The 25533-nt window shown below is 67.3% G+C and carries 25 protein-coding genes; 15 read left to right on the top strand and 10 right to left on the bottom strand.

The features are described 5' to 3' along the window. Positions 1–10 precede the first annotated feature (10 nt). The 14 genes from C4F17_RS11440 (at position 11) to nagZ (ending at position 13124) form a co-directional block, all read left to right on the top strand. Positions 11–493, top strand: a complete 483-nt coding sequence (locus C4F17_RS11440; protein ID WP_106935306.1) for a hypothetical protein — start codon at positions 11–13, stop codon at positions 491–493. A gap of 10 nt (positions 494–503) precedes the next feature. Further along, on the top strand, positions 504–1178 hold the full coding sequence (gene rpoE, locus C4F17_RS11435) for an RNA polymerase sigma factor RpoE (RefSeq protein ID WP_081271200.1): 675 nt from the start codon (positions 504–506) through the stop codon (positions 1176–1178). A gap of 17 nt (positions 1179–1195) precedes the next feature. Beyond that, positions 1196–1873, top strand: a complete 678-nt coding sequence (locus C4F17_RS11430; protein WP_106935305.1) for a sigma-E factor negative regulatory protein — start codon at positions 1196–1198, stop codon at positions 1871–1873. Positions 1874–1900: 27 nt separating this feature from the next. Further along, on the top strand, positions 1901–3001 hold the full coding sequence (locus tag C4F17_RS11425; protein WP_106935304.1) for a MucB/RseB C-terminal domain-containing protein: 1101 nt from the start codon (positions 1901–1903) through the stop codon (positions 2999–3001). Between the two features lie 103 nt (positions 3002–3104). Further along, a complete protein-coding gene (locus C4F17_RS11420) occupies positions 3105–4586 on the top strand; it encodes a DegQ family serine endoprotease (protein WP_106935303.1) in 1482 nt (493 codons plus the stop codon). Positions 4587–5109: 523 nt separating this feature from the next. Next, entirely contained in the window at positions 5110–6921 is a 1812-nt protein-coding gene (lepA, locus tag C4F17_RS11415) for a translation elongation factor 4 (protein WP_106935302.1), read from the top strand. A gap of 7 nt (positions 6922–6928) precedes the next feature. After that, positions 6929–7894 (top strand): signal peptidase I, encoded by a 966-nt coding sequence (gene lepB, locus C4F17_RS11410; RefSeq protein WP_106935301.1) that lies wholly within the window; start codon positions 6929–6931, stop codon positions 7892–7894. Between the two features lie 34 nt (positions 7895–7928). After that, complete coding sequence (locus tag C4F17_RS11405; protein WP_081271194.1) at positions 7929–8297, top strand: DUF4845 domain-containing protein; 369 nt, start codon at positions 7929–7931, stop codon at positions 8295–8297. Between the two features lie 17 nt (positions 8298–8314). Beyond that, the gene (gene rnc, locus C4F17_RS11400; protein ID WP_081271193.1) at positions 8315–9001 is read left to right on the top strand and encodes a ribonuclease III; all 687 of its coding nucleotides are present in this window, start codon (positions 8315–8317) and stop codon (positions 8999–9001) included. 7 nt (positions 9002–9008) lie between these two features. Continuing rightward, on the top strand, positions 9009–9974 hold the full coding sequence (era, locus tag C4F17_RS11395; RefSeq protein WP_081271192.1) for a GTPase Era: 966 nt from the start codon (positions 9009–9011) through the stop codon (positions 9972–9974). A gap of 136 nt (positions 9975–10110) precedes the next feature. Beyond that, positions 10111–10881, top strand: coding sequence for a DNA repair protein RecO (recO, locus tag C4F17_RS11390; protein ID WP_106935300.1), 771 nt, complete (start codon positions 10111–10113; stop codon positions 10879–10881). Next, positions 10878–11639: a pyridoxine 5'-phosphate synthase gene (locus C4F17_RS11385; RefSeq protein WP_106935299.1), complete on the top strand. Its 762-nt coding sequence runs from the start codon at positions 10878–10880 to the stop codon at positions 11637–11639. The genes recO and C4F17_RS11385 overlap by 4 nt, the downstream gene beginning before the upstream one ends. 13 nt (positions 11640–11652) lie before the next feature. Continuing rightward, on the top strand, positions 11653–12045 hold the full coding sequence (gene acpS, locus C4F17_RS11380; protein WP_081271189.1) for a holo-ACP synthase: 393 nt from the start codon (positions 11653–11655) through the stop codon (positions 12043–12045). Beyond that, positions 12042–13124, top strand: a complete 1083-nt coding sequence (gene nagZ, locus C4F17_RS11375; protein WP_106935298.1) for a beta-N-acetylhexosaminidase — start codon at positions 12042–12044, stop codon at positions 13122–13124. The genes acpS and nagZ overlap by 4 nt, the downstream gene beginning before the upstream one ends. A gap of 18 nt (positions 13125–13142) precedes the next feature. Here the strand turns inward: nagZ and C4F17_RS11370 are convergent, their stop codons facing one another. From C4F17_RS11370 to C4F17_RS11355, 4 genes are all read right to left on the bottom strand, one after another. Next, a complete protein-coding gene (locus tag C4F17_RS11370; protein ID WP_081271187.1) occupies positions 13143–13658 on the bottom strand; it encodes a YgjP-like metallopeptidase domain-containing protein in 516 nt (171 codons plus the stop codon). Continuing rightward, a complete protein-coding gene (locus tag C4F17_RS11365) occupies positions 13658–14938 on the bottom strand; it encodes an Hsp70 family protein (protein WP_409195055.1) in 1281 nt (426 codons plus the stop codon). Before C4F17_RS11365 ends, C4F17_RS11370 begins: the two co-directional genes overlap by 1 nt. Then, a complete protein-coding gene (lysS, locus tag C4F17_RS11360) occupies positions 14935–16482 on the bottom strand; it encodes a lysine--tRNA ligase (protein ID WP_106935296.1) in 1548 nt (515 codons plus the stop codon). The genes C4F17_RS11365 and lysS overlap by 4 nt, the downstream gene beginning before the upstream one ends. Before the next feature lie 137 nt (positions 16483–16619). Continuing rightward, positions 16620–17264, bottom strand: coding sequence for an LON peptidase substrate-binding domain-containing protein (locus C4F17_RS11355; RefSeq protein ID WP_234382732.1), 645 nt, complete (start codon positions 17262–17264; stop codon positions 16620–16622). A 49-nt stretch (positions 17265–17313) separates the two neighbouring features. Here C4F17_RS11355 and C4F17_RS11350 point away from each other — a divergent pair, with 49 nt between their 5' ends. Then, positions 17314–17874: a YggT family protein gene (locus C4F17_RS11350; RefSeq protein WP_081271184.1), complete on the top strand. Its 561-nt coding sequence runs from the start codon at positions 17314–17316 to the stop codon at positions 17872–17874. A gap of 68 nt (positions 17875–17942) precedes the next feature. Here C4F17_RS11350 and accD read toward each other — a convergent pair whose 3' ends face one another. From accD to C4F17_RS11320, 6 genes are read right to left on the bottom strand one after another with little or no spacing between them, the layout of a single operon-like run. After that, positions 17943–18815: an acetyl-CoA carboxylase, carboxyltransferase subunit beta gene (gene accD / locus C4F17_RS11345; RefSeq protein ID WP_012746558.1), complete on the bottom strand. Its 873-nt coding sequence runs from the start codon at positions 18813–18815 to the stop codon at positions 17943–17945. Between the two features lie 25 nt (positions 18816–18840). Then, positions 18841–19686: a tryptophan synthase subunit alpha gene (gene trpA, locus C4F17_RS11340; RefSeq protein ID WP_106935294.1), complete on the bottom strand. Its 846-nt coding sequence runs from the start codon at positions 19684–19686 to the stop codon at positions 18841–18843. Then, positions 19686–20972, bottom strand: coding sequence for a tryptophan synthase subunit beta (gene trpB / locus C4F17_RS11335; protein ID WP_106935293.1), 1287 nt, complete (start codon positions 20970–20972; stop codon positions 19686–19688). Before trpB ends, trpA begins: the two co-directional genes overlap by 1 nt. A gap of 48 nt (positions 20973–21020) precedes the next feature. Next, the gene (locus tag C4F17_RS11330; RefSeq protein WP_106935292.1) at positions 21021–21728 is read right to left on the bottom strand and encodes a phosphoribosylanthranilate isomerase; all 708 of its coding nucleotides are present in this window, start codon (positions 21726–21728) and stop codon (positions 21021–21023) included. Then, positions 21725–22537 carry a tRNA pseudouridine(38-40) synthase TruA gene (gene truA, locus C4F17_RS11325; protein WP_106935291.1) on the bottom strand — a complete coding sequence of 271 codons (813 nt, stop codon included), beginning with the start codon at positions 22535–22537 and terminating at the stop codon, positions 21725–21727. Before truA ends, C4F17_RS11330 begins: the two co-directional genes overlap by 4 nt. Positions 22538–22567: 30 nt before the next feature. Then, positions 22568–25411: a FimV/HubP family polar landmark protein gene (locus C4F17_RS11320; protein ID WP_106935290.1), complete on the bottom strand. Its 2844-nt coding sequence runs from the start codon at positions 25409–25411 to the stop codon at positions 22568–22570. Positions 25412–25533: the final 122 nt, after the last annotated feature.

Below are 25533 nucleotides of genomic sequence, written 5' to 3'. Positions count from 1 at the left end.
TTGCTCGGTCATGCACAGCGCACCGTCGGTGAACTACCCGGTGGGGCGCTCACGCGGCGCAACCCGGATCCTCGTCGTCCTGTGGGCATTGGGTGCCTGCTGCGCGGGCGCGTCCTGCTATCTGTTCGATAGCGCCGGATGGCGCCAGTTGCTGCTGGTGCTCAGTGTCGTGTTTGCGGGCGTCGCGGCGGGTTTCGGCCTGCGGCGCGACGGCGTCGGCGTGCTGCATTTCGATGGCCTTCAGTGGTCCTTGTCGAGTGCCGATGCGGCGCGCGGCGTGCGCAACGCGCGTGTGCTGGCGGCGCTCGATTTCCAGTCTCTGATGCTGCTGCGGCTCACCGAGCCGGGCCGCGCCCGCCACTGGCTTTGGATCGAGCAGCGAGCCATGCCGGAGCGCTGGCGCGACATACGCCGTGCGGTATATTCGCGCCCCCCATCCGCGGAGCCAGCGGGCGACTCCTGGCGTGCGACGGCTCCTGCCGACGCTCCCTGAACCTTTCTCGATGACCACTTCTCCGCCGCCAGTGCCGCCGGATTCCGGGCTGACCGACGCGCCTGCGGAAGCGCCGCGTCCGGGCGAGGTCGACTTCCAGCTGGTCCAGCGCACGGTCGCGGGCGACCAGAAGGCGTTCGAGCTGCTGGTCATCAAGTACCAGCGCCGCATCGAGCGCCTGATCGGACGCATGGTGCGCGATGTCGACCTGATCGAGGACATCGCGCAGGAAACCTTCATTCGAGCCTACCGCGCGCTGCATCAGTTCCGCGGAGAAGCCCAGTTCTATACCTGGCTCTACCGGATCGCCGTCAACACCGCCAAGAAGGCGCTGGTGGACATGAAGCGCGACCCGACCGTTTCCGAAGCCGCCCTGAGGTCTTCTTCTGAGGACGAAGATGAAACTTACCGTCCCGGAAACGAACCAACCACCGACGAAACCCCCGAATCGGTCCTGGCGGCGAACGAAATCGCCAGTGCCGTCGAAGCTGCCATGGAAGCACTCCCCGCCGAGTTGCGCCAGGCGGTCACGCTGCGCGAAATCGAGGGCATGAGTTACGAAGAGATCGCCGAGGTCATGGATTGCCCTATCGGCACGGTGCGTTCGCGAATTTTCCGGGCGCGCGAGGCCATTTCGGCCAGGGTCAAGCCGCTGCTGGACAACCAGTCCGGCAAACGTTGGTAAGTAAGCAGGTGAATGAAATGAATCAGACGATGACGGTTCGGGAACAGGTGTCCGCACTTGCGGATGGTCATTTGCAGGGCGAGTCGTTCGCGCAGGCGATCGAGGCCATCTGCGCCGACAGCGAATCGCGCGCGACCTGGCAGGCCTACCACGTGGTAGGCGACGTGCTGCGTTCGGGCTCCCATTCGCCGTGCAGCGACAGCTCGGCCTTCCTGGCGCGCTTCCAGCAACGCCTGGCCGCGGAGCCCGTGGTGCTCGCTCCCGCGGCGGCGCCGGTCGCCGCGCCTGTGGCGCTTCCCCTGCAGCGCAGGGCGGAGGCGGCCAACGAGCCGGTGTTCCGCTGGAAGCTGGTGGCCGGTGCCGCCTCGCTGATGGCGGTGGCCGCCATCGGCTGGACGCTGGTCGGCAACGGCGCTGCCATTCCCCAGGCTGGCGCGCAACTCGCGTCGATCCAGCAGCAACAACAGCCGGCCGTCAATTCGGTGCTGGCCGCTGCGGCACTGAACGGCCCGCAGCAGCCCGCCGGCGGCACGCTGACGCCCACGCGCGTCATCGTCGGCAACGGCGCTCCGCAGGTCATGCTGCGCGATCCGCGGCTCGACCAACTGCTCGAAGCGCACCAGCAGGCCGGCGGCGCTTCGCAAATGCCTTCGGGCTTCCTGCGCAATGCCACTTTCGAGGGACCCACGCGCTGACAGCGCGCCCTTAGCAGCCCGCCCCTAATGACCGTTCAGATGCCGATTTCCGCGCGCGCCTGCGTGCTCGTGTTTGCAGCTTTCTGCCTGGCGCAGGTTTCCATCGCGCAGCCTCGTTCAGGCGCGGCGGTGAATTCCAAGAGCGCGGCCGCGGCGCAGACGGACGAGCCGCCGGCAATGAGCGTCACCGAGTGGCTGCAGCGCATGCACACGGGGGCCCGGCAGCGCAATTACGTGGGCACTTTCGTGGTGTCGGCGCCGGGCGGCGACCTGTCGAGCGCGCGCATCTGGCACGTGCGCGACGGCGAGCACCAGATCGAGCGCATCGAGGCCCTGTCGGGACCGCCGCGTTCGACCTTCCGGCGCAACCGCAACGTCATGACCTTCCTGCCGGAAGCGAAGGTCGTCAAGGTCGAGAAGCGGGAGAACCTCGATCTCTTCCCGAACCTGCCGGACAAGCCCGATTCGTCGATCAGCGATTTCTACGACGTGCGTGCAATCGGCAAGGACCGCGTGGCGGGCTTCGACGCCGACGTGGTGCAGCTGGTGCCGCACGACGCGCTGCGCTTCGGCTACCGCGTCTGGAGCGAGCGCCGATCCGGCCTCGTGGTGAAGCTGCAGACCATCGACAGCGAATCGCGCGTGGTGGAGCAGTCGGCGTTCTCCGAACTGCAGCTCGACGCACCCGTGAAGCCGCAGGCGCTGGCACAGATGATGGCCAACACCTCCGGCTACCGCATCGAGAAGCTCGAGCTCGAGCGCTCCAGCGCACAGGACGAGGGCTGGACCCTCAGCACGCCGGTGGCCGGATTCAAGCCCCGCAGCTTCTTCCGCCGTCCCCCGAGCGGCGAGAGCAGCAGCAACAACAACAGCGGCGGCAAGCAGAAACAACAGGACGCGACCACGGTCCAGTGGACTTTCTCCGACGGACTGGCCTCGGTGTCGCTCTTCATCGAGCGCTACGATGCCGCACGCGCGCCGCGCGACGGCGTGCTGACCATCGGCGCCACCAATGCGATCCGCCGGCGCCTGCCGGAACCCGCCAGCGACTGGTGGCTGACCGCGGTCGGCGAAGTGCCGCAGCAGACACTCAACGCGTTCGCCCAGAGCCTCGCGCGCACGCGCTGATTCGACGCATTTGCCGCGCAAGGCCGGTTGCGCTGAACCAAGCCTGTGCCGCAGACTCATAGCACTTGTTTTTTAGCCGCTCTGCTCTTTTGAAAGAAAACCGATGATCTTCAAAGTCGAGGGACACAAGCTTCGTTCCGGTGTTTTGGCTTTCGCGCTTGCGCTCACGGCAGGCGCCAGCTTCCTGCCTGTCGAGCCCGTGCACGCGCAGACGCGCACGCTGCCCGATTTCACCGACCTGGTCGACCAGGTCGGTCCTTCCGTCGTCAACATCCGCACCATCGAGAAGGTGACGCCGCGCGCCGGCAACGGCGAGATGGACGAGGAGATGCAGGAGTTCTTCCGCCGCTTCTTCGGCCAGCCGCTGCCGGGCGCGCCCCGTTCGGGCCCGCGCCAGAACCGGCCGCAGCAACCGCAGGAAGAGGAGCGCCCCCGCGGCGTGGGCTCCGGCTTCATCCTGACGGCCGACGGCTACGTGATGACCAATGCGCACGTGGTGGAAGACGCTTCCGAGGTGCTGGTCACGCTGCCCGACAAGCGCGAGTTCAAGGCCAAGATCGTGGGTGCCGACAAGCGCACCGACGTCGCGGTCGTCAAGATCGAGGCCACTGGCCTGCCGGCCGTGAAGGTGGGCGACATCTCCAGGCTGCGCGTCGGCGAATGGGTCATGGCCATCGGCTCGCCGTTCGGCCTCGAGAACACCGTCACCGCCGGCATCGTGAGCGCGAAGCAGCGCGACACCGGCGAATACCTGCCGTTCATCCAGACCGACGTGGCCATCAACCCCGGCAACTCGGGCGGCCCGCTGATCAACATGCGCGGCGAGGTGGTCGGCATCAACAGCCAGATCTATTCGCGCTCGGGCGGCTTCATGGGCATCTCGTTCTCGATCCCGATCGACGAGGCGATCCGCGTGAGCGACCAGCTGCGCACCTCGGGCCGCGTGTCGCGCGGCCGCATCGGCGTGCAGATCGACCAGGTGACGAAGGACGTGGCCGAGGCCATCGGCCTTGGCAAGGCGCAGGGCGCGCTGGTGCGCGGCGTCGAGGCCGGATCGCCGGGCGAGAAGGCCGGCGTGGAGCCGGGCGACGTGATCACCAAGTTCGACGGCAAGGCCATCGAGAAGCCGAGCGACCTGCCGCGCCTGGTGGGCAACACCAAGCCCGGCACGAAGAGCACGCTCACGGTGTTCCGCCGCGGTGCGTCGCGTGACCTCAGCGTGACCATTGCCGAGATCGAACCCGACAAGCCCAGCAAGCGAGCGACCGACCGAGACGAAACGCCGGCCAAGCCACCGGTTTCCGCGGCCGCCAAATCGCTCGGCCTTGCGGTGAGCGACCTCACCGACGCGCAGAAGAAAGAGCTCAAGCTGAAGGGCGGCGTGAAGGTCGATGCTGCCAGCGACGCCGCTGCGCGCGCGGGCCTGCGCGAGGGCGACATCATCCTGGCCGTGGGCAATTCGGACATCGCGAACGCGCGTGAATTCGAGTCCGCCATCGGCAAGGCCGACAAGAGCAAGGCGCTCAGCGTGCTGTTCCGCCGCGGTGACTGGGCGCAGTACGCCCTGATCCGCCCCGCACGCTGATCTGACGCCGGCGTCAAGTGGCCCCACCCGGCAGTCGGGTTTGGGGCCGTTTTTTTGAGGTGTTTACGACGTTCTGGCGCCGTGCCCCAAAAAAAATCTGGGAGGCCGAAACCCTCCGATTTTGTTTGTGCCTACTAACTTATAAAAGGCCTAAGGACGAATTTCGGTAGAATAGAGCACCCTCGACGGCCGGCCAGCGCATAAGGAGTGCGCTGGCCTTCACGATGCGAGATGTCAGACAGCAGTCCACCGGTGCTCCACAGATCGCCCACAAGTTGTTCAGTAACTGCTCCACCGATCCTGTTGATAACCTGTTTATATCTTTGATGTTGTGGACCTGCAACGACCCCTTTGGAGCCTGTTCCCGGATGTACGTGCTTCCCTTTTTGCCTACAATGAAGTTCCAACTACTGCAGTTGCCATTGCTTGTTGGTTCAGGGCGCGTCTCCAGAAGACGCGCCCTTTTTTCTTGCCTGTCGCCCTCTGCGCGCGAGCCAATTCAAGTACTTAAGCGTTCCCGTTGATGAATCACATCAGAAATTTTTCGATCATTGCGCACATCGACCATGGCAAGTCGACGCTCGCAGACCGTTTGATCCAGCGCTGCGGTGGCCTCGCGGAACGCGAGATGGAAGCGCAGGTGCTCGACTCGATGGACATCGAGAAAGAGCGTGGGATAACCATCAAGGCACAGACCGCGGCGCTGCACTACAAGGCACGCGACGGACAGGTCTACAACCTCAATCTGATCGACACGCCGGGCCACGTCGACTTCTCGTATGAAGTGAGTCGCTCGCTGTCCGCATGCGAAGGCGCGCTGCTCGTCGTCGATGCGTCGCAAGGTGTCGAAGCGCAGACGGTGGCCAACTGCTACACCGCGCTCGACCTCGGCGTCGAAGTGGTGCCGGTGCTCAACAAGATCGACCTGCCCAACGCGGACCTCGACAACGCGCGCACCGAGATCGAAGACGTGATCGGCATCGACGCGACCGACGCGATTCCTTGTTCCGCCAAGACCGGTGTCGGCATCGACGACATCCTAGAAGCCATCGTCGCACGCATGCCCGCGCCGCGCGGCAACCCCGACGGCCCGCTGCGCGCGATGATCGTCGACAGCTGGTTCGACCCGTACGTCGGCGTCGTCATGCTGGTGCGCGTGGTCGACGGCCGGCTCGTGAAGGGCGAGCGCATCAAGATGATGGCGTCCGGCGCGATGTACAACGCCGACAGCGTGGGCGTGTTCACGCCGGCCAACGAGCCGCGGCCTTCGCTCGAGGCGGGCGAGGTGGGCTACATCATCGCGGGCATCAAGGAACTGCAGGCCGCCAAGGTCGGCGACACGGTCACGCTGATCAGGCCGGGCACCGGCGGTGCGGCGGCCACGGCAACCGAGGCGCTGCCCGGCTTCAAGGAAATCCAGCCGCAGGTGTTCGCCGGCCTGTACCCCACCGAAGCCAGCGAGTACGACTCGCTGCGCGACGCGCTGGAGAAGCTCAAGCTCAACGATTCGTCGCTGCGCTACGAGCCCGAAGTGAGCCAGGCGCTGGGCTTCGGCTTCCGCTGCGGCTTCCTCGGCCTGCTGCACATGGAAATCGTGCAGGAGCGGCTGGAGCGCGAGTTCGACCAGGACCTGATCACGACCGCGCCCAGCGTGGTCTACCAGGTGGTCAAGAACGACGGCGAGGTGATCATGGTCGAGAACCCGTCCAAGATGCCCGACGTCGGCCGCATGGCCGAGATCCGCGAGCCGATCGTCACCGTGCACCTGTACATGCCGCAGGAATACGTCGGCTCCGTCATGACGCTGGCCAACCAGAAGCGCGGCGTGCAGATGAACATGGCCTACCACGGCCGCCAGGTCATGCTGACCTACGAGATGCCGCTCGGCGAGATCGTGCTCGACTTCTTCGACAAGCTGAAATCGGTGAGCCGCGGCTACGCCTCCATGGACTACGAGTTCAAGGAGTACCGCGCGTCCGACGTGGTGAAGGTCGACATCCTGCTGAACGGCGACAAGGTCGACGCGCTGTCGATCATCGTGCACCGCAGCCAGTCGCAGTACCGCGGCCGGGCGGTGGTCTCGAAGATGCGCGAGATCATTTCGCGCCAGATGTACGACGTGGCGATCCAGGCGGCCATCGGCGTCACCATCATTGCGCGTGAGACAATCAAGGCCCTTCGCAAGAACGTGCTGGCCAAGTGCTACGGCGGCGACATCTCCCGCAAGAAGAAGCTGCTCGAGAAGCAGAAGGCCGGCAAGAAAAGAATGAAGCAGATCGGCTCCGTCGAGGTCCCGCAAGAGGCCTTCCTCGCGATTCTGCAAGTCGAAGACTGATCAAAAAATGGCATTCCTCACCTCCCTGGTACTCGCGGTTTTCGCCGGCTATGTCGGTGCCTGGTATTTCGGCGCGATCGAAGGCAACTTCGCACTGCTGCTGTTCCTGGCGACGGTGGTCACCGGCCTCTACTGGCTGGCCGAACGCTTCTATTTCCTGCCGAAACGCGAGCAGGCCGCCGCCAGGCTCGAAGCCTCGCTGGCCGAGCGCAACGAGCGGCTGGCCGGGCAGGGCATCAAGCAGGTCGACACCGCCGACGCCAAGGCGAGCGAACGCCTGCTGATGCAGCCCTGGTGGCTCGACTGGACCGCCGGGCTCTTTCCGGTGATCCTGGTGGTGTTCCTGCTGCGCTCGTTCCTGTACGAGCCCTTCAAGATTCCTTCGGGCTCGATGATGCCCACGCTGCTGACCGGCGACCTGATCCTGGTCAACAAGTTCACCTACGGCCTGCGCCTGCCGGTGATCAACACCAAGATCACCGACGGCACGCCGCTGGCGCGCGGCGACGTGGTGGTGTTCCGCTACCCGCCCAAGCCCAGCATGGACTACATCAAGCGCGTGGTCGGCATCCCGGGCGACGAGGTGTCCTACCTGAACAAGAAGCTCATGATCAACGGCCAGCCGGTGTCCAAGGCGCCGGACGCCGACTACCTCGACGGCGAATCGATGCGCCTGCTCAAGCAGTTCACCGAAAACCTCGGCGGCAAGCAGCACAAGATCCTCAACGACGACGCGGCACCCAACTTCGTGCCGGGCGCCAGCGACTTCCCGGGCCGCGAAAACTGCCGCTACTCGGTCGAAGGCGTGGTCTGCAAAGTGCCCGCCGGCCAGTATTTCATGATGGGCGACAACCGCGATAATTCGGCGGATTCGCGTTTCTGGGGCTTCGTCCCCGACCAGAACATCGTCGGCCGGGCGTTCTTCGTCTGGATGAATTTCGGCGACCTGGGACGCATCGGTCCGTTTCAATAAGCCGTCATCGGCATCGTTCGAGGGGTAAGAGGGCATGAGAACACATCGGTCTGTCGCCGGCAGGGCGTCGCAACAGCGCGGCATTTCGTTCATCGGGCTGGTGTTCGTCGCGGTCGTGCTCGCGTGCGTGGGCGTGGTCGTCGCGCAGGTCATTCCGACGCTGATCGAGTGGCAGGCGATCGACAAGGCCGCCAACAAGGCCAAGGAAGGCACGACCGTACCCGAAGTGCGCGCCATCTTCGACCGCGCGCAAGCCATCGACGACTTCAAGTCGGTCAGCGGCAAGGACCTGGACATCAAGAAGGTCGGCGACAAGGTGGTGGTCTCGTATGCCTACGAGCGCGAGATTCCCCTGTTCGGCCCGGCCTACCTGACGCTCAAATACAAGGGCGAGACCCGCTGAACGCGGCGCTTAAAAAGGTGGACGGCAGCCTTGTCGCGCTGCAGGCGCGTCTCCAGCACACCTTCTCCGATCCGCGGCTGCTCCAGCTCGCGCTCACGCACCGCAGTTTCTCGGCCGACCACAACGAGCGCCTGGAGTTTCTCGGCGACTCGGTGCTGAATCTCGCGGTTTCCCACCTGCTCTACATCCGTCTTTCGGCGCTGCCCGAGGGCGACCTTTCGCGCGTGCGCGCCAACCTGGTCAAGCAAGATACCTTGCACCGACTGGCGGTCGGGCTGGCGCTGTCGCCGCTGCTCAAGCTCGGCGAAGGCGAGGCCCGTTCCGGCGGCCCCAACCGCCCGTCGATCCTGGCCGATGCGCTCGAGGCGCTGATCGGCGCGGTCTATCTCGACGCCGGTTTCGCGGCCGCCCAGGCGCTGGTGCACCGGCTCTACGAAGCGGTCGAGATCAATCCGCGCATGGAAGCCGCGGCGAAAGACCCGAAGACCGAATTGCAGGAATGGCTGCAGGGCCACAAAATGAAGCTGCCGGTGTACCGCGTGGCCGCCACACTGGGCGCGGCGCACAAGCAGACTTTCGATGTCGAGTGCGAGGTGCCCGAGTTGGGGCTTCGCGAACGCGGCATCGGCGGCTCGCGCCGCGCCGGCGAGCAGGCTGCCGCGGCGGCCATGTTGATCCGGCTCAAGGCACGCGGCGCCGCGTGAAATCAGAATGAACGATGCTATCAATCCCGTAGCGGGACCCGAAGACACCGCAGGCGATGCGCCTGCAACCGGGCCGCAGCACTGCGGCCTCATCGCCATCGTCGGCAAGCCCAACGTGGGCAAGTCGACGCTGCTCAATGCGCTGGTCGGCCAGAAGATCAGCATCACTTCGCGCAAGGCGCAGACCACGCGCCACCGCATCACCGGCATGCGCACGCTGGGCGCCACGCAGTTCGTGTTCGTCGACACGCCGGGTTTCCAGACCCTGCATGCCAACGCGCTGAACAAGTCGCTCAACAAGACCGTGCAGGGCGCGGTCGGCGACGTGGACCTGATTCTTTTCGTGGTCGAGGCGGGCAGTTTCACGCCGGCCGACGAGCGCGTGCTCAAGCTGCTCGGCAAGGGCATCCCGACGGTGCTGCTGGCCAACAAGCTCGACAACGTGCACCGCCGCGGCGACATCGCGCCCTGGCTGCAGACCATGCAGGAGAAGCACAGCTTCGCCGAGTTCGTGCCGATGTCGGCCAAGAACGCCAAGGACGTCGAGCGCCTGTTCGACATCTGCAAGAAGTACCTGCCCGAGCAGCCCTGGTTCTACGACGAGGACGAGCTCACCGACCGCAGCGAGAAATTCCTCGCGGGCGAGCTGGTGCGCGAAAAGCTGTTCCGCCTGACCGGCGACGAGCTGCCCTACACATCGACCGTCATCATCGACAAGTTCGAGGAAGAGCCGCCCCAGAAGAAGGGCCAGAAGCGCCTGCTGCGCATCGCCGCCACCATCGTGGTCGAGCGCGACGGCCACAAGGCCATGGTGATCGGCGACAAGGGCGAGCGCATCAAGCGCATCGGCATGGAAACCCGCGTGGAGCTGGAGAAGCTGGCCGACGCCAAGGTGTTCCTCGAACTGTGGGTGAAGGTGCGCTCGGGCTGGGCCGACGACGAAGCCCGGGTCCGTTCGTTCGGCTACGAATAACAGACAGGCAAACCCCCAGGCTCGCTCGCTTCGCGTAGCCGCCAACCCCCTTGCAGGGGGCAACGCCAGTGGCCCGGCAAAGCCGGTTCCGCGGCGTTTGCCGGCCTCAAGCCTCGATGCTCCTTAGCGCACTGACATGGCCACCCACCGCGTTTCGCACGAACCGGCTTATGTGCTCCACCGCTACGACTGGAGCGAGTCGAGCCTGATCCTCGAGGTCTTCACCCGGCACCACGGGCGCATCGCGCTGGTGGCCAAGGGGGCGAAGCGGCCGAGCTCCAATTTCCGGCCCGTGCTGCTGCCGCTTCAGCCGCTGCAGCTCAACTACGGCGGCGACGCCGAGATCCGCACGCTCAAGGGCGCCGAGTGGATGGGCGGCCACGTCATGCCGACCGGCGAGGCGTTGCTGTCGGGCTACTACGTCAACGAACTGCTGCTGCGCCTGCTGGCGCGCGACGACGCCCACGAAGCACTGTTCGACGCCTATGCGGGCGTGGTGCAGGTGCTGGCGGGCGACCACGCCGGCGCCCAGGCGGCCACCCATGCGGCCGCTCTGCGCGCCTTCGAACTGCTGCTGCTGCGCGGGGTCGGGCTGCTGCCGTCGCTCGAGGTCCAGACGCTGACGCTGGAGCCGCTCGTGGCCGACACCCGCTACAGCCTCGTGCCCGAAGCCGGCCTGCGCCAGGCGGACGGCAAGGAGGCCGCGCTGGCCGGCGCCGACTGGCAGGCGCTGCAGGCCGTGCTCGACGACCGCGCCCCGTTCACCGCCACGCTGCGCGAAGTGGCCACCATGAACGCCGGCAGCAACAGCGCCCTGCGGAACCAGCTGCGCGCCTTGCTCAACTACCATTGCGGCGTGTCCACGCTGCGCACGCGGCAAATGATGAGAGATCTGCAAGCACTATGAGCACCTCAGGCAACGTCACCTCGCTGTCCGTCAACCTCAACAAGGTGGCCCTGGTCCGCAACACGCGCCACCTGGGCATCCCGAGCGTGGTCAAGGCCGCGCAGGCCTGCCTGGCCGCCGGCGCGCAGGGCATCACCGTGCACCCCCGCCCGGATGCCCGCCACATCCGCGCGCACGACGTGAGCGACCTGTCCGAGCTGCTCGCCAGGGACTGGCCCGCCATCGAGTTCAACATCGAAGGCAACCCGTTCCAGAACCTCATGGACTTCGTGCGCACGCTGAAGCCGCACCAGGCCACCTTCGTGCCCGACAGCGAAACCCAGTCGACCAGCGACCACGGCTGGACCTTCCCCGACGATGCCGAGCGCCTGCGCCCGCTGATCGCCGAGGCCCGCGCGCTGGGCGTGCGCGTCAGCCTGTTCATGGACCCGATTCCCGAGATGATGGCCGCCGTGAAGGCCGTGGGCGCCGACCGCGTCGAGCTCTACACCGAAGGCTATGCCGCCTCGCGCGGCACGCCCGACGAGCAGGCCGTGCTCCAGCGCTATGCCGACACGGCGCGCGCGGCCCATGCCGCGGGCCTGGGCATCAACGCCGGCCACGACCTGAGCCGCGACAACCTGACTGCATTCCTGCGCGCGGTGCCCGGCGTGCTGGAGGTGTCGATCGGCCATGCCTTCGTGGCCGACGCACTCGAACTCGGCTATGCCGCCACCACCCACGACTACCTGCGATGCATCAGCGAGGCGCAGCAATGAGCGCCGGCGCCGAATGATCTACGGCATTGGCACCGACATCTGCGACCTGCGGCGCATCACCGCGACCTTCGAGCGCCAGGGCGAGCGCTTCGCCCGCAAGGTGCTGAGCGACGCCGAGTTCGCGGTCTGGAAGGCCCGCAGCGCGCGCTGGCCCAAGCGCGGCATCAGCTACCTCGCGACGCGCTTTTCCGCCAAGGAGGCTTTCAGCAAGGCGATCGGCATGGGCATGCGCATGCCCATGAGCTGGCGCCTGTGCGAGATCGCCAACCTGCCCAGCGGCAAGCCGGTCATCGTGCTGCACGGCGGCCTGAAGGACTGGTTCGAGGCACAAGGGCTCACGGCCCACGTGACCGTGACCGACGAAAACGAATACGCCGCGAGCTTCGTGGTGGTGGAGAAGGTATGACCCCCGAGCTTGCTGCTCGCCCCCATGCGCCGCTGATCATCGACGTGGCCGCGACCGAACTCGACGCGGCCGACCGCCGGCGCCTTGCCAACCCGCTGGTCGGCGGCGTGATCCATTTCTCCCGCAACTGGCAGGACCGGGCGCAGATGACCGCGCTCAATGCCGAGATCAAGGCGATACGCCCCGACCTGCTGATCTGCGTCGACCACGAAGGCGGCCGCGTGCAGCGCTTTCGCACCGACGGCTTCACGCGACTGCCGTCGATGCGCGCCCTGGGCGAACTGTGGATGCGCGACGCCATGCGCGCCACGCAGGCCGCGACGGCTGCCGGCCAGGTGCTCGCGGCCGAGCTGCGCGCCTGCGGCGTCGATTTCAGCTTCGCGCCCGTGCTCGACCTGGACCACGGCGGCAGCGGCGTGATCGGCGATCGCAGTTTCCACCGCGACCCGCGCGTGGTGGCGCTGCTGGCCAAGAGCGTCATGCACGGCATGCTGCAAAAGGGCATGCGCAACTGCGGCAAGCATTTTCCGGGGCACGGCTTCGTCACGGCCGATTCGCACGTCGAGATCCCGGTCGACAAGCGCAGCCTCAAGGACATCCTGAACGATGACGCCCGGCCTTACGACTGGCTGGCCGGCACGCTCACCGCCGTGATGCCGGCGCACGTGATCTACCCCAAGGTCGACAAGCGGCCGGCGGGGTTTTCGTCGAAGTGGCTCAAGGCGGTGCTGCGCCAGCGCTTCGCCTTCGACGGCGCGGTCTTCAGCGACGACCTGAGCATGGAAGCGGGGCGCTACATCGACGGCGAACTGCTGAGCTACACCGACGCCGCGCTGGCGGCGCTGGCGGCGGGCTGCGACGTGGCGCTGCTGTGCAACCAGAGCATTGGCGACGGACGGGTGCTCGACCAATTCCTCGATGGATTCGAGGCGGCTTCGCGCAACGGGCAATGGCGGCCGGATGCGGCGAGCGAGGCACGCAGGCTCGCGTTGCTGCCGCAAGAGGCCGCGCCCGACTGGGACACGCTTTCCGCGTCGCGCACTCACCGCGATGCGCTGCGCCTGCTGGCGGCCGTCTGAGCCGAGCGCTCTTTTTCTTCAGGCGGCCGGGGGGCGCCAGAGCCGTTCCCCGCCCGTCTCCAGATGGGTCAGGTACAGCCGCAGGTCGAATTCGAGCTGCTGGTACTCCGGCTCCATGTGCATGCACAGCGCATAGAAAGCCTTGTCGTGCTCGCGCTCCTTCATGTGGGCGAGTTCGTGCACGACGATCATGCGCAGCCAGGGAAGCGGCACGTCCTTGAACAGGCTGGCCACGCGGATCTCGCGCTTGGCCTTGAGCTTGCCGCCCTGCACGCGGGACACGGTGGTGTGCGTGCCCAGCGCGTTGCGTATCACGTGCAGCTTGCTGTCGAACATCACCTTGGACAGCGGCTCGGCCTTGCGCATGAAGTCGCTCTTGAGCTCGCTCACGTAGCCGTACAGCGCGCGGTCGGTCTGGATGTCGTGCGAGCCTTCGGGGTAGCGCTTGAGCAGCAGGCCGGCGAGCCGGTCTTCGGCCATCAGCTGGCGGACCTGGTCCAGTAGGGGTGCCGGATAGCCCGCCAGGTATTTCATCAGCGTGCCGCGCGTCCGGTGCGCGCCACGCAGGCCAGGCCGGTGGCGACACCGCCGAACAGGTCGCCCTCGACCAGGTTCACGCCCGCGAAGCTCTTGCGCAGCGCATGCTGGAACGGTCGCAGGGCGGACGAGCCGCCGGTCAGGTAGATCGCGTCGAGGTCGCCGCTGCGAAGGCCCGCGCGCTTGACGCAGGCGTGGGCGCAGGCGATCACGTTCTCGAGCGGGCCGGCCAGCTGTTGCGCCATGTCGGCGGGAGACAGCGAAGCCACCAGGCCGCGCTCGGCGCAGTCGAGGTCGATGGCGGTTTCCGCATCGGTGACGGAGGCATCGATCTTGGCCGCTTCCACGGCGCTGGCGATGCGGTGGCCGTGCCGTTCTTCCAGCACGTTCATGAGGCGGTCGTGCAGGCGCGTGTCGCTGTAGCTGGTGCGCAGTTCCTTGGCCTGGCGCACCGCCTTGGCGGCGTAGAGCCAGTTGATCAGGTGCCAGGACGACAGCTCGAAGAACACTTTGCTCGGCACCTCGCGCCCCTGCGGGCCGTGGTGGCGAAAGCCGAAATGCGGCATCACGCGCTCGAGGTTCAGGCGCTGGTCGAAGTCGGTGCCGCCGATGTGCACGCCGCTGGTGGCCAGCACGTCGTCGCCGCGGTCCTCGCGCGCCGCGCGGTCGGGGCCCACGCGCACCACGGTGAAGTCTGAGGTGCCGCCGCCGATGTCGACGATGAGCACGATCGATTCCTTGGCGATGCGCTGCTCGTAGTCGAAGGCGGCGGCGATCGGCTCGAGCTGGAAGGCGATTTCGCGGAAGCCCGCCGCACGCGCCGCGACGCGCAGGCTTTCCTCGGCGCGCTCGTCGCGCTTCGGATCGTCGTCCACGAAGTGCACGGGCCGCCCGATCACGACGCGCTCGGGCAACTGGCCCAGCTCGCGGCTGGCACGCACTGCCAGCTCGCGCAGGAAGCGCGCGATGATGTCCTCGAAGCTCAAGAGACCGTCATAGATGGCGGTCTTCTCCTGCATCAGCGCGCTGCCCAGCAGGCTCTTGAGCGAACGCATCAGCCGGCCTTCGGTGCCCGAGAGATATTGCGCGACGGCGTCGCGGCCGAAGTGCGTGGTGCGGTCTTCCGAGTTGAAGAAGATCGCGGTCGGCAGCGTGGTGGCCGCGCCTTCGATGGGCAGCAGGCGGGCGACGCCGTCGACCCGGCAGGCCACGGCGGAGTTGGAGGTGCCGAAGTCGATGCCGATCGTCGGCAGCGACGACGGTGACGGCACGCTCAAGATTCCCTGCGCAGGGCGGGGAACAGGATCACGTCGCGGATGCTCGGCGAATCGGTCAGCAGCATCATCAGCCGGTCGATGCCGATGCCGCAGCCGCCGGTGGGCGGCATGCCGTATTCGAGCGCGCGCACGAAGTCGTGGTCGTAGTACATGGCTTCGTCGTCGCCGCTATCCTTGGCCGCGACCTGCGCGTTGAAGCGCGCGGCCTGGTCCTCGGCGTCGTTCAGCTCGCTGAAGCCGTTGCCGAACTCGCGGCCGGTGATGTAGAGCTCGAAGCGCTCGGTGACCTCGGGGCGCTCGTCGTTGGCGCGCGCCAGCGGCGAGATCTCGGTCGGGTGCTCCATGATGAAGGTCGGCTGCCAGAGCTTCTCTTCGACGGTTTCCTCGAAGTACATCACCTGCAGGCTGGCCAGGCTGCGCTGCGAGAGCTTGTCCTTTTCTTCGCTCAGGCCGATCTTGCGCAGTGCGGCGATGAGCCAGGCGGTGTCGTCCACGCCCTGGGCCACGCCTTCGGCATCGGTGTGCTTCAGGATGGCTTCGCGGATCGTCAGGCGCTCGAAGGGCTGGGTCAGGTCGACCGGCTTGCCCTGGTAGGTGAGCTGCTGTGTGCCCACGGCCTTGTCGGCGATGGTGCGGATCAGCGTCTCGGTGAAGTCCATCAGGTCGCGGTAGTTCCAGTAGGCCGCGTAGAACTCCATCATCGTGAACTCGGGGTTGTGCCGCACCGAGATGCCCTCGTTGCGGTAGCTCCGGTTGATTTCGAACACGCGCTCGAAGCCGCCGACGATCAGGCGCTTGAGGTACAGCTCGGGCGCGATGCGCAGGAACATTTCCTGGTCGAGCGCGTTGTGGTGCGTCTTGAAGGGCTTGGCGTTGGCGCCGCCGGGAATGGGGTGGAGCATGGGCGTCTCGACTTCGAGGAAATCGTTGGCCACCATGAACTCGCGCAGCGCGCTCACGGCCTTGCTGCGCGCGGTGAAGCGCACGCGCGCCGATTCGTCGGTGATCAGGTCGACGTAGCGCTGGCGGTACTTCTGTTCCTGGTCGGCCATGCCGTGGAACTTGTCGGGCAGCGGACGCAGGCTCTTGGTGAGCAGGCGCAGCCGGGTGACCTTGACCGACAGCTCGCCGGTCTTGGTCTTCATCAGCGAGCCTTCGGCGCCGACGATGTCGCCCAGGTCCCAGCGCTTGAATTCGGCATAGGCCTCTTCGCCCACCGCGTCGCGCGTGACGTAGAGCTGGATGCGGCTGGTGGCGTCCTGCAGCGTTGCGAAGCTGGCCTTGCCCATGACGCGCTTGAGCATCATCCGGCCCGCCACGCTCACGGAAACGGCTTGCGCGTCGAGGGCTTCGGCTTCGGTGGCGCCATGTGCCTCGACGAGTGCCGCGGCGCGGTGGCCGGGCTTGAAGTCGTTCGGGAACGCAACGCCTTTGCCCTCGACCTGCGCGGTGCGCAGCAGCTTGAGTTTTTCGCGGCGTTCGGCGATGAGCTGGTTTTCGTCGACGGCGGGCGTGGGAGGCGTAGGGGTCTTTTGATCGGACATGGGAGGCGGGTGGCGCGCAACCGGGAGCGTGCGCGGGGCTGGCATTTTAGCCCATCAGGTTTGAACCGAGACCGCCCCTGAATGCCCGTCAATCCTGCACAAAGCGCTACAAAAAATGTAGCTGCCAAATGTGATGCCTACTCGGTGATGCCCGTGCGCGCCAGCAGATCGCTCACCAGCTCCAGCCGCATCAACGGACTGTCGAGCTCCATCAGCCGCTGGCGCAGCTCCAGCTGCATCGGCACCAGCTCGCACCAGCGGTTGGCTACCCAGCCGCAGTCGTCGAGCCGGTAGGGTGTGCCGATAGGCAGCCGCACCGATTCGCCTTGCGCGCGGCGCCGTTCTTCCAGCGTGTCGAGCAGCCGCTGCAACGCGGTGGCGGTGTGCCTGAGGTCGTCCGGGATCTCCAGCGCGACGTCGTCGTTCACCGCCTCGACCTCGGCCACCCAGAGCCCGTGCTTCTGCAGTTCGGCATGGCGCACGCGGAATCGCTGCGTGCCGATGCATTCGATCTGCAGCAGGCCGCTTTGCGGCGACTCGAACTCGCGGATCATGGCCAGCGTGCCGATGCCGGCAAAGCTCTCGGTGTCGGCGCCGGCCTTGCGCACTTCGCTGCCGCTGGTGAGGCTCACCACGCCGAAGGGCGCATCGGCCTTGCGGCACTTGCCGATCATGTCGAGATAGCGGACCTCGAAGATTCGCAGCGGAAGCAGGCCGCCCGGAAACAGAACCGTGCCGAGCGGGAACAATGGCAGTGAATGCAAAAGGGGTTGTGTCGTCATCGAAGAGCCTTGCGTGGCTATCATCGCATTCCGCTCACGGCTGCGCCTCATGCTCTATCAGATTCCCTCGTTCCTTCTCGACGTGATCGTCGGCCTGCTCGGCGGCGCCTGCCTGCTGCGCCTCTACATGCAGTACCACCGGGTGCCTTTCGGCAATCCGCTCGGGCGCTTCATCTTCGCCATCACCGACTGGATCGTGCTTCCGCTGCGGCGCATCGTGCCGCCGGTGAAGCGCTGGGACCTGGCGAGCCTGATCGCGGCGTGGCTGCTGGTGCTGATGAAGTTCCTGCTGCTCTGGCTGCTGATCGGCAACCTCGGACGGATCGCGACCTTGCCGCTGGTGTCGCTGGTGGGGCTGATGCAGCTGGCGGTCTCGGGGCTGACGGCGCTGCTGGTGGTCTATGCCGTGCTGTCGTGGATTCCGGGCGCTTCCCCGATGCTGCTCGACCTCATCTCCCGCCTGGCCGAGCCGCTGGTGCGGCCGTTCCGGCGCTTCATTCCGCTGATCGGCGGCATCGACCTGTCGCCGCTGGCGGCCATCGTGGTGCTGCAGGTGATTGCCATCGTGCTGAGCAACCTGCTGGTGTTTGCCTATCAACTGACGTTCTGATCGAGCCCAACTGAAAAGGGCCCGGGTGCAATGCACCCGGGCCCTTGTCTTTTGGACGCCTGCCTGTGTCAGCTGACCGCGTCGGCCGGCTGGCGCAGCAGCATCGCCAGCGTGCTGGCAATGGTCTTGCGCAGTTCGCGGCGGTCGCTGATGAAGTCGATCGCGCCCTTGGTCTGCAGGAACTCGGCGCGCTGGAAGCCTTCGGGCAGCGTCACGCGCACGGTCGATTCGATCACGCGCGGGCCTGCAAAGCCGATCAGCGCCTTGGGCTCGGCGATCACCACGTCGCCCACGAAGGCGAAGCCTGCCGACACGCCGCCCATGGTCGGGTCGGTCAGCACGCTGATGTAGGGCAGGCCCTTCTTCGCCAGGCGCGTGAGCGCGGCGTTGGTCTTGGCCATCTGCATCAGCGAGAGCAGGCCTTCCTGCATGCGCGCGCCGCCGGTGGCGGTGAAGCAGATGAAGGGCACCTTCTGCTCGATGGCGGTTTCGACGCCGCGCACGAAGCGCTCGCCGACCACGCTGCCCATGGAGCCGCCCATGAATTCGAATTCGAAGCAGGCCACGACCACGCTGATGCTGTGCACCGAGCCGCCCATGACGACCAGCGCGTCGGTCTCGCCGGTGTTTTCCAGGGCTTCCTTCAGGCGCTCGGGGTACTTGCGGCTGTCCTTGAACTTCAGGGCGTCGACCGGCAGCACTTCCTGGCCGACCTCGTAGCGGCCCTCGGCATCGAGGAACGCGTCCAGGCGCGCGCGGGCGCCGATGCGATGGTGGTGGCTGCAGCTGGGGCAGACGTTCTGGTTGTGCTCGAGGTCGGTCTTGTACAGAACGGTCTCGCAGGCGGGGCATTTGATCCACAGGCCCTCGGGCACCTGGCGGCGCTCGGACGGGTCGGTTTGCGCGATCTTGGCGGGTAGCAGTTTTTCAAGCCAGCTCATCAGGGGCTCCTTGTGTTGGCGGTGATTATCGACCAGCCGCGTTCTTGGCCGTCGCGGCGGGCAGCGCGTCGAGCGCCTCGCGGATGCCCGCGAGGAATTCACGCACGGCCGGCACGACCTTGTCGCGGGGCTGGTCTTCGATGAGTTGAATGATCTTGGTGCCGATGATGACCGCGTCGGCGGCCGATCCGACCGCCTGCGCGGTGCGGGCGTCGCGGATGCCGAAGCCCACGCCGACCGGAATGCCCACGTGCTGGCGGATGCGCGGAATCATCTGGCCGACCGCTTCGGCGTCGAGGTGGCCGGCACCCGTCACGCCCTTGAGCGACACGTAGTAGACGTACCCGCTGGCGATGCGCGCGACCTGGGCCATGCGCTCGTCGGTGCTGGTGGGGGCGAGCAGGAAGATCAGGTCGATGCCTGCGGCCTTGAGGTCGGCGGCAAAGGCTTCGCATTCCTCGGGCGGGTAGTCGACGACCAGCAGGCCGTCCACGCCGGCCACGGCCGCGTCGCGGATGAAGGCCTTCTTGCCGTGCACCAGGTCGTAGCGCTCGACCGGGTTCGCATAGCCCATCAGCACCACGGGCGTGGTCGCGTCCTTCTGGCGGAAGGTAGCCACGATGGCCAGCACCTGCTTCATGCCGACGCCCAGCGCCAGCGCGGCCTCGCCGGCCTTCTGGATCACGGGGCCGTCGGCCATCGGGTCGGAGAAGGGCACGCCGAGTTCGATCACGTCGGCGCCGGCCTCGACCATGCCGTGCATCAGCTCGGGCGTGATGTCGGCAAAGGGAAAGCCCGCCGTGACGTACGGCACGAGTGCGCGGCGGCCGTCTTTTTTCAGCGCTGCGAAGGTTGCGGCAATGCGGCTCATCACTTGCCTCCCTTCACGCTCAGGCCGCGCATCGAGGGGCGGTCGTAGAAGTCGACGCCCGACAGGTCGGCCACCGTGCCGATGTCCTTGTCGCCACGGCCCGAGAGATTCACCAGGATGGATTGGTCCGGGCGCATGGTCTTGGCGAGCTTCATCGCATGTGCCACGGCGTGGCTGGATTCGAGCGCGGGAATGATGCCTTCCGTGCGGCACAGGTAGTGGAAGGCGTCGAGCGCTTCCTTGTCGGTGACGCCGACGTACTCGGCACGGCCGATGTCCGCCAGGTAGGCGTGCTCGGGGCCCACGCCGGGATAGTCGAGGCCCGCGCTGATGCTGTGGGTCTCGGTGATCTGGCCGTCTTCGTTCTGCAGCAGGTAGGTGCGGTTGCCGTGCAGCACGCCGGGGCTGCCACGCAGGATGGAAGCCGAGTGCTTGCCGCTGTCGAGCCCTTCGCCCGCCGCCTCCACGCCGACCAGGCGCGTGCCCGCGAACGGAATGTAGGGGTGGAAGATGCCCATCGCATTGCTGCCGCCGCCCACGCAGGCGACCACCACGTCGGGCTGCCTGCCCTCGGCCTCGCCGGTGATGCCGTCGGCGGCCAGCATGGCCGGCATCTGCTCGATGCACTCGGTGCCGATCACGCTCTGGAAGTCGCGCACCATGGTCGGGTAGGGGTGCGGGCCTGCGACGGTGCCGATGATGTAGAAGGTGTTTTCCACATTGGTGACCCAGTCGCGCATGGCCTCGTTGAGCGCGTCCTTCAGCGTCTTGCTGCCGGATTCGACGGGCACCACGGTCGCGCCGAGCAGGTTCATGCGGTAGACGTTCGGGCTCTGGCGCTTCACGTCCTGGCTGCCCATGTAGACCACGCACTCGAGGCCGTAGCGCGCGCAGATGGTGGCGGTGGCCACGCCGTGCTGGCCGGCGCCGGTCTCGGCGATGACGCGGGGCTTGCCCATGCGCCGGGCGAGCATCGCCTGGCCGATCACGTTGTTGATCTTGTGCGCGCCGGTGTGGTTGAGGTCTTCGCGTTTCAGGTAGATCTGCGCACCGCCCATTTCACGGCTGGTGCGCGCCGCGTGGTAGACCGGCGAGGGGCGGCCGACGAAGTGCTTCAGCTCGTAGTGGAATTCGGCCAGGAAGGCCGGGTCGTCCTTGAACTTCGCATACGCGTCGCGCAGTTCGTTGATCGCGTGGGTGAGCGTTTCGCTCGCGAAGGTGCCGCCGTAGTTGCCGAAATGGCCGGTGGCATCGGGTTGCTGGTAATCCTGGAATTGGCTTTGCATGGTTCTCGATCGGTGGGCCGCAGCCCGACCAACGAACGGCTGCGGCGGCTAACTTGAGAAGGACGCGTCGGCTGCCCTGACGGCTGCGACGAATTGCCGGATCTTTCCGGCGTCCTTGAGGCCCTTGTTCCCGGGACCGTCGATTTCGACGCCCGAGCTCACATCAACGGACAGCGACTTGCAGCGCGTCCGCAGGATGCGAATGCCATCGCTCACGTTTGCAGGTGTGAGCCCACCACTCAAGACGAGGTGAGCGTCGACGGCGGGTGGAAGAAGTGACCAATCGAATGCCTTGCCGCCACCGCCATAACCTTCGACATGGGCGTCGAGCAGGATGGCCTGGGCGTGGGAGTAATCGGACGCGTATTTTACGAGGTCGAAGGCGGCTCCGGCAGCCCCGAGGGGAATCCGGGCCGCGCGCATGTAACGAAAGCGCTCCGGGCCGGTCGATTCCTCGCACTGATCGGGCGTTTCCTCGCCGTGGAACTGGGCGATGGCGCCCCGCACGCGGGCGAGCGACGCGATAACCGTCGACGGGTCTTCGTTCACGAACAACAGCACCGGCGTGATGAATGGGGGCAGGCGCGAGGCCAGTTCGGCGGCGCGTTCCGGCGTTACCGCGCGGGGGCTCCCGGGGTAGAGCACGAAGCCGATGGCGTCGGCGCCGGCTTCGACCGCCGCGTCCACGTCGGCCTCACGGGTCAGGCCGCAGATCTTGATGCGGGTGCGGGTGGCTGCTGCGCTCGGGGAGGTCATGGCGGGCCATCATACGGAGCCCCGCCGGCCTGCAGAGTGGCCTCGGCCGGCAGCCCCCACTTCGCGTCGTACAACGGACCCAGGAAGTAAAGGCCGTCCGCCGAGAATGTGGGCGCCGCAACCTTGCGGCTGCGCGCCTCCAGCACCTGCGAAATCCATTCGACAGGCTCGTCGCCCCGGCCGATGCGCACGAGGCAGCCCATCAGGTTGCGGATCATGTGGTGCAGGAACGCGTCGGCCTCGAATTCGAAGTGCCAGCGGCAGCGCTCGCCGTCGCCGATGCGGGTGATTTCGATGCGCCGCAGGTCCTTGACCGGCGAGCGGGCCTGGCAGGCCGAGGCGCGGAACGAGCTGAAATCGTGCCGCCCGACCAGCAGCGCCGCCGCGGCGCGCATCGCGTCGCCATCGAGCGCATGCATCGACCAGCCGACCCGGCCCGCATCCAGGCTGGGCCGCACCGGCGACTGCGAGAGCACGTACAGGTAGCGGCGCGCCAGGGCGCTGGCGCGGCAGTGGAACTCATCGGGCACCGGTTGCGCCCATTGCACCGCGATGTCGTCGGGCAGGAAGCGGTTGGGGCCGCGCATCCAGGAGAAGGGTTCGCGCTCGACGGTGGTGTCGAAATGCACCACCTGCATGAGCGCGTGCACGCCGGCGTCGGTGCGGCCCGCGCACAGCGTGCCGATGGGCTGTGCCGCGAACTTCGAGAGCGCCGCCTCGAGCTTGTCCTGCACCGTGCGGCCCGAGCGCTGGCTTTGCCAGCCCTCGTACGCCTGGCCGTTGTAGCGGATGCCGAGCGCCAGCCTCACGAATTCAGGAACAGGAACAACGCCAACCGCTCAGCGCAGTTCCGCGAGCAGTTGACGGGCTTGCGACTTGAGGTCGCCAGCGCTTTCGGCTTCGACTTCCTCGACCAGCGAGCGCGCGCCTTCGACGTCGCCGATGGCTTGCAGTTCGCGTGCGAGGGACAGCTTGACGGCGTGGGGGCTGTCGTCGCCCTCGTCGTCGTGCGTGGAGACCGTGGGGCGTGCCACGGGTGTTTCGGCGCTGCGAGCCGGCAGGCCGGCCAGCGCGCTCATGTCGAACTCGATGAAGCCCGAGTCCGCCGGCAGCGAGTTGCGCAGCATGGCGGGGCGGGTGTTGTGCTCAGCGTCGCTCAGCGAAGAGGGGCGGGTGTCGGGCGTCAGGGCGGTCAGTGCGCCTGGCGCGGTGTCGAAGTCGTTCTCCAGGTCGACGGGCGTCGCAGCGTGGCCGTTCGACAGCGGTGCGGCGGGGCGAGCGGCCGTCGGCGCGGGCGCGTAGGCCGACTTCGGCAGGCTGGCGCCGACCGGGGCATGGCTCGGAGCCGGCGCCGGGGCGGGAGCAGGGGGCGGCGGCGCGGTCAGGTCGAGGTCGAAGTCCAGCGGTGCCACCGACGGAACGAAGGCGGGCGGAGCGACAGCCACCGGCGGCGAAGCGGGAGGCGCAGCCACCGGCTTGGCGGCCGCGGCCAAGGCGCCGGCGAAGGCGGCCGTTTCGGCGGCGCTGGCGCCACCGCCGCTGCGGCTGGCGCCGGATTCGTACAGCGGGTTGCCCGGATCGAGGTCCTTGCCCATGTCGACCACGCGCGTCCATTCGGAGCCCAGGCCGCCGGTCAGCTTGTGCACTTCGGTGGCGAGGCTTTCGTAGGCCCGCACGTCGCGCCGCTTGGCATGGATTTCGAGCAGCTTGAGATGGATCGCCGTGCGGTCGGGGTTCAGGCGCAGCGCTTCGCGCAGGATTTCCTCGGCCTGCAGGTCGCGGCCGTAGGCCAGGTAGACGTCGGCTTCGGCCACGGGGTCGACGTCGCCCGCGTCGAGCTGGCTCGGCGAGTACGACAGCGACGACACGGTGGAGTCGCCACGGTTCTTGGTGTCGACCGATTCGCCGCCGCTGGCGCCGAAGAACGAGTCCTTGGGAATGCGGCTCTCGAGGAACACGCTTTCGCTCATTTCCTCGCGGCGGCGGCCCAGCACGCGATAAAGCAGGAAGCCGACCAGCAGCGCGATCAGCGCGGCGCCGGCCAGCATCAGCGGGTTGTCCAGCAGTTCTTCGAAGAAGGTGGGCTCAGGTGGGGGCGGTGGCGGTGCCACCACCTTCTTCGGGGCCGGCTTCGGCGCGGCGGCATCGCCCGTCGGGGCGGCGGCAGCCGTCGTGGCTGCAGCATCGGTCGCGGGCGTTGCCGCAGGCGTGGTTGTTGTCGCGGGTGCGGGTGCGGGCGCGGCGGCGGCAGCGGTCGCTTCAGGCGTGGGAGCGGCGGGGGCTGCCGCAGGTGCGACAGCGGCGGCAGGTGCAGCGGCTGCAGCGGCAGCAGGGGCTGGCGTCGCGGCGGCCGGGGCCGACGGAGCTGGCGTGGGTGCCGCGGCCGGTGCCGGCGCTGGGCTGGCTGCCGCGGGTGCCGTCGTGGCAGCCGTGGACGGGGCCGGAACAGGAATGCCCGGCGCGGCGGGGGCGGCTGCCGGCGCGGCCGCACCGGTACTGCTCTTGAGCTTGTTCAGATCCTCGATGTTCTTCGACAGCTCTGCGACGCGGTTGCTCGCGTCCTGCGCCTGGCGGGCCTGCGCGACTTTTTCGTCGGCTGCGCGGGTGGAGGCGCTGCCCTGCGAGATGGTGAGCTTGTCGGGTGCGCTGGCCGCGGCGTTGCGGTCTTCGACGTTGGCCTGCAGCTTGCCCGAGGCATTGCGGCTGGCGGCCGCGACGTTCGAGGTCGGCGCATTCTCGGCCAGGCGCTGGCGGTAGGAGCCGAAGTCGCGGCTCTGCGCCGTGACGGTGCGGCGCGCCTCGGCGGCCGGCGTGGCTGCTGCCTGGGCGGCGGTCGGCAGGTCGAGCACGGCGCCCGCGCGCATGCGGTTGACGTTGCCGCCGATGAAGGCATTGGGGTTGGCGGCCAGCAGGGCCACGAGCATCTGGTCGAGCGACACGTCGGCCGGCTTGTAGGCGCCGGCGATCTTGCTGGCGGTGTCGCCGCGCTGCACCGTGACCTGTTCACCGCCGCCGCCGCCGGTACGGGCGGGGGCGCTGGCCACGGCGGGAGCTGCCGGCGCGGCGGCTGCCGGCGCGGGCGCCGCAGCGACGGGAGCCGAGGGCGCTGCGGCCACCGGTGCACGCTCGCGGCGCGCGCGTGCGGCCGGGCGCTCGACGGGCGTCGTGATCTGCGGGGCAATCGGTGCTGCCGGCACGCTCGGTGCTGCCGCCTGCCGCGTGGCCGGCGGATCGAGCAGCACGGTGTAGTCGCGCACGATCCGGCCCGACGAGCCGTTGGCTTCCAGCAGCAGGTCGATGAACGGGTCGTTGAGAGGGCGGTTGCCGCTCAGGCGCACCACGTACTGGCCGCCTGCACGACGTTGCAGGGTCGCCCGCACGTCGCTGAGCGCCGGGTTGTACGGCACGCCGGCGTTCTTGAAGGCTTCGGCCGTGGCGATGTTGATCTTCAGGCCGTCCGCCTCGTTGGCAGCGATCTCGGTCACGTCGATCTCGGCGCGCAACGGTTCGCCGAGCGCCGATTGGACCTTCAGCTGACCCAGCGCGAACGCGCTGGCGTCGCTGCTGGCGAGGCCCAGAGCCACGGCGGCCGCGGCGCCCAGAATGGAAAGGCGCCAACCGTTCGATGGCAGATGCGGGCGAGCGGCCGAAGGGCTGGCCGCAGGCAACAGATGTCTTGTCATGCTGATAGGGGGCGGCTCAGGCCCAGAATTTGTAAGAGGACGTTAGCACCATCACTACGCACTGACAAGGCAATGCGCCATTTCTACCCAGTGCGCGCATACTTACGATCACATCTTATGTT

Source organism: Variovorax sp. PMC12 (genome assembly GCF_003019815.1).
In the GTDB taxonomy this organism is placed as follows: Bacteria; Pseudomonadota; Gammaproteobacteria; order Burkholderiales; family Burkholderiaceae_C; genus Variovorax.
The sequence above is the reverse complement of the archived record's forward strand: the minus strand, read 5'-3'. Positions and strand labels throughout refer to the sequence as shown.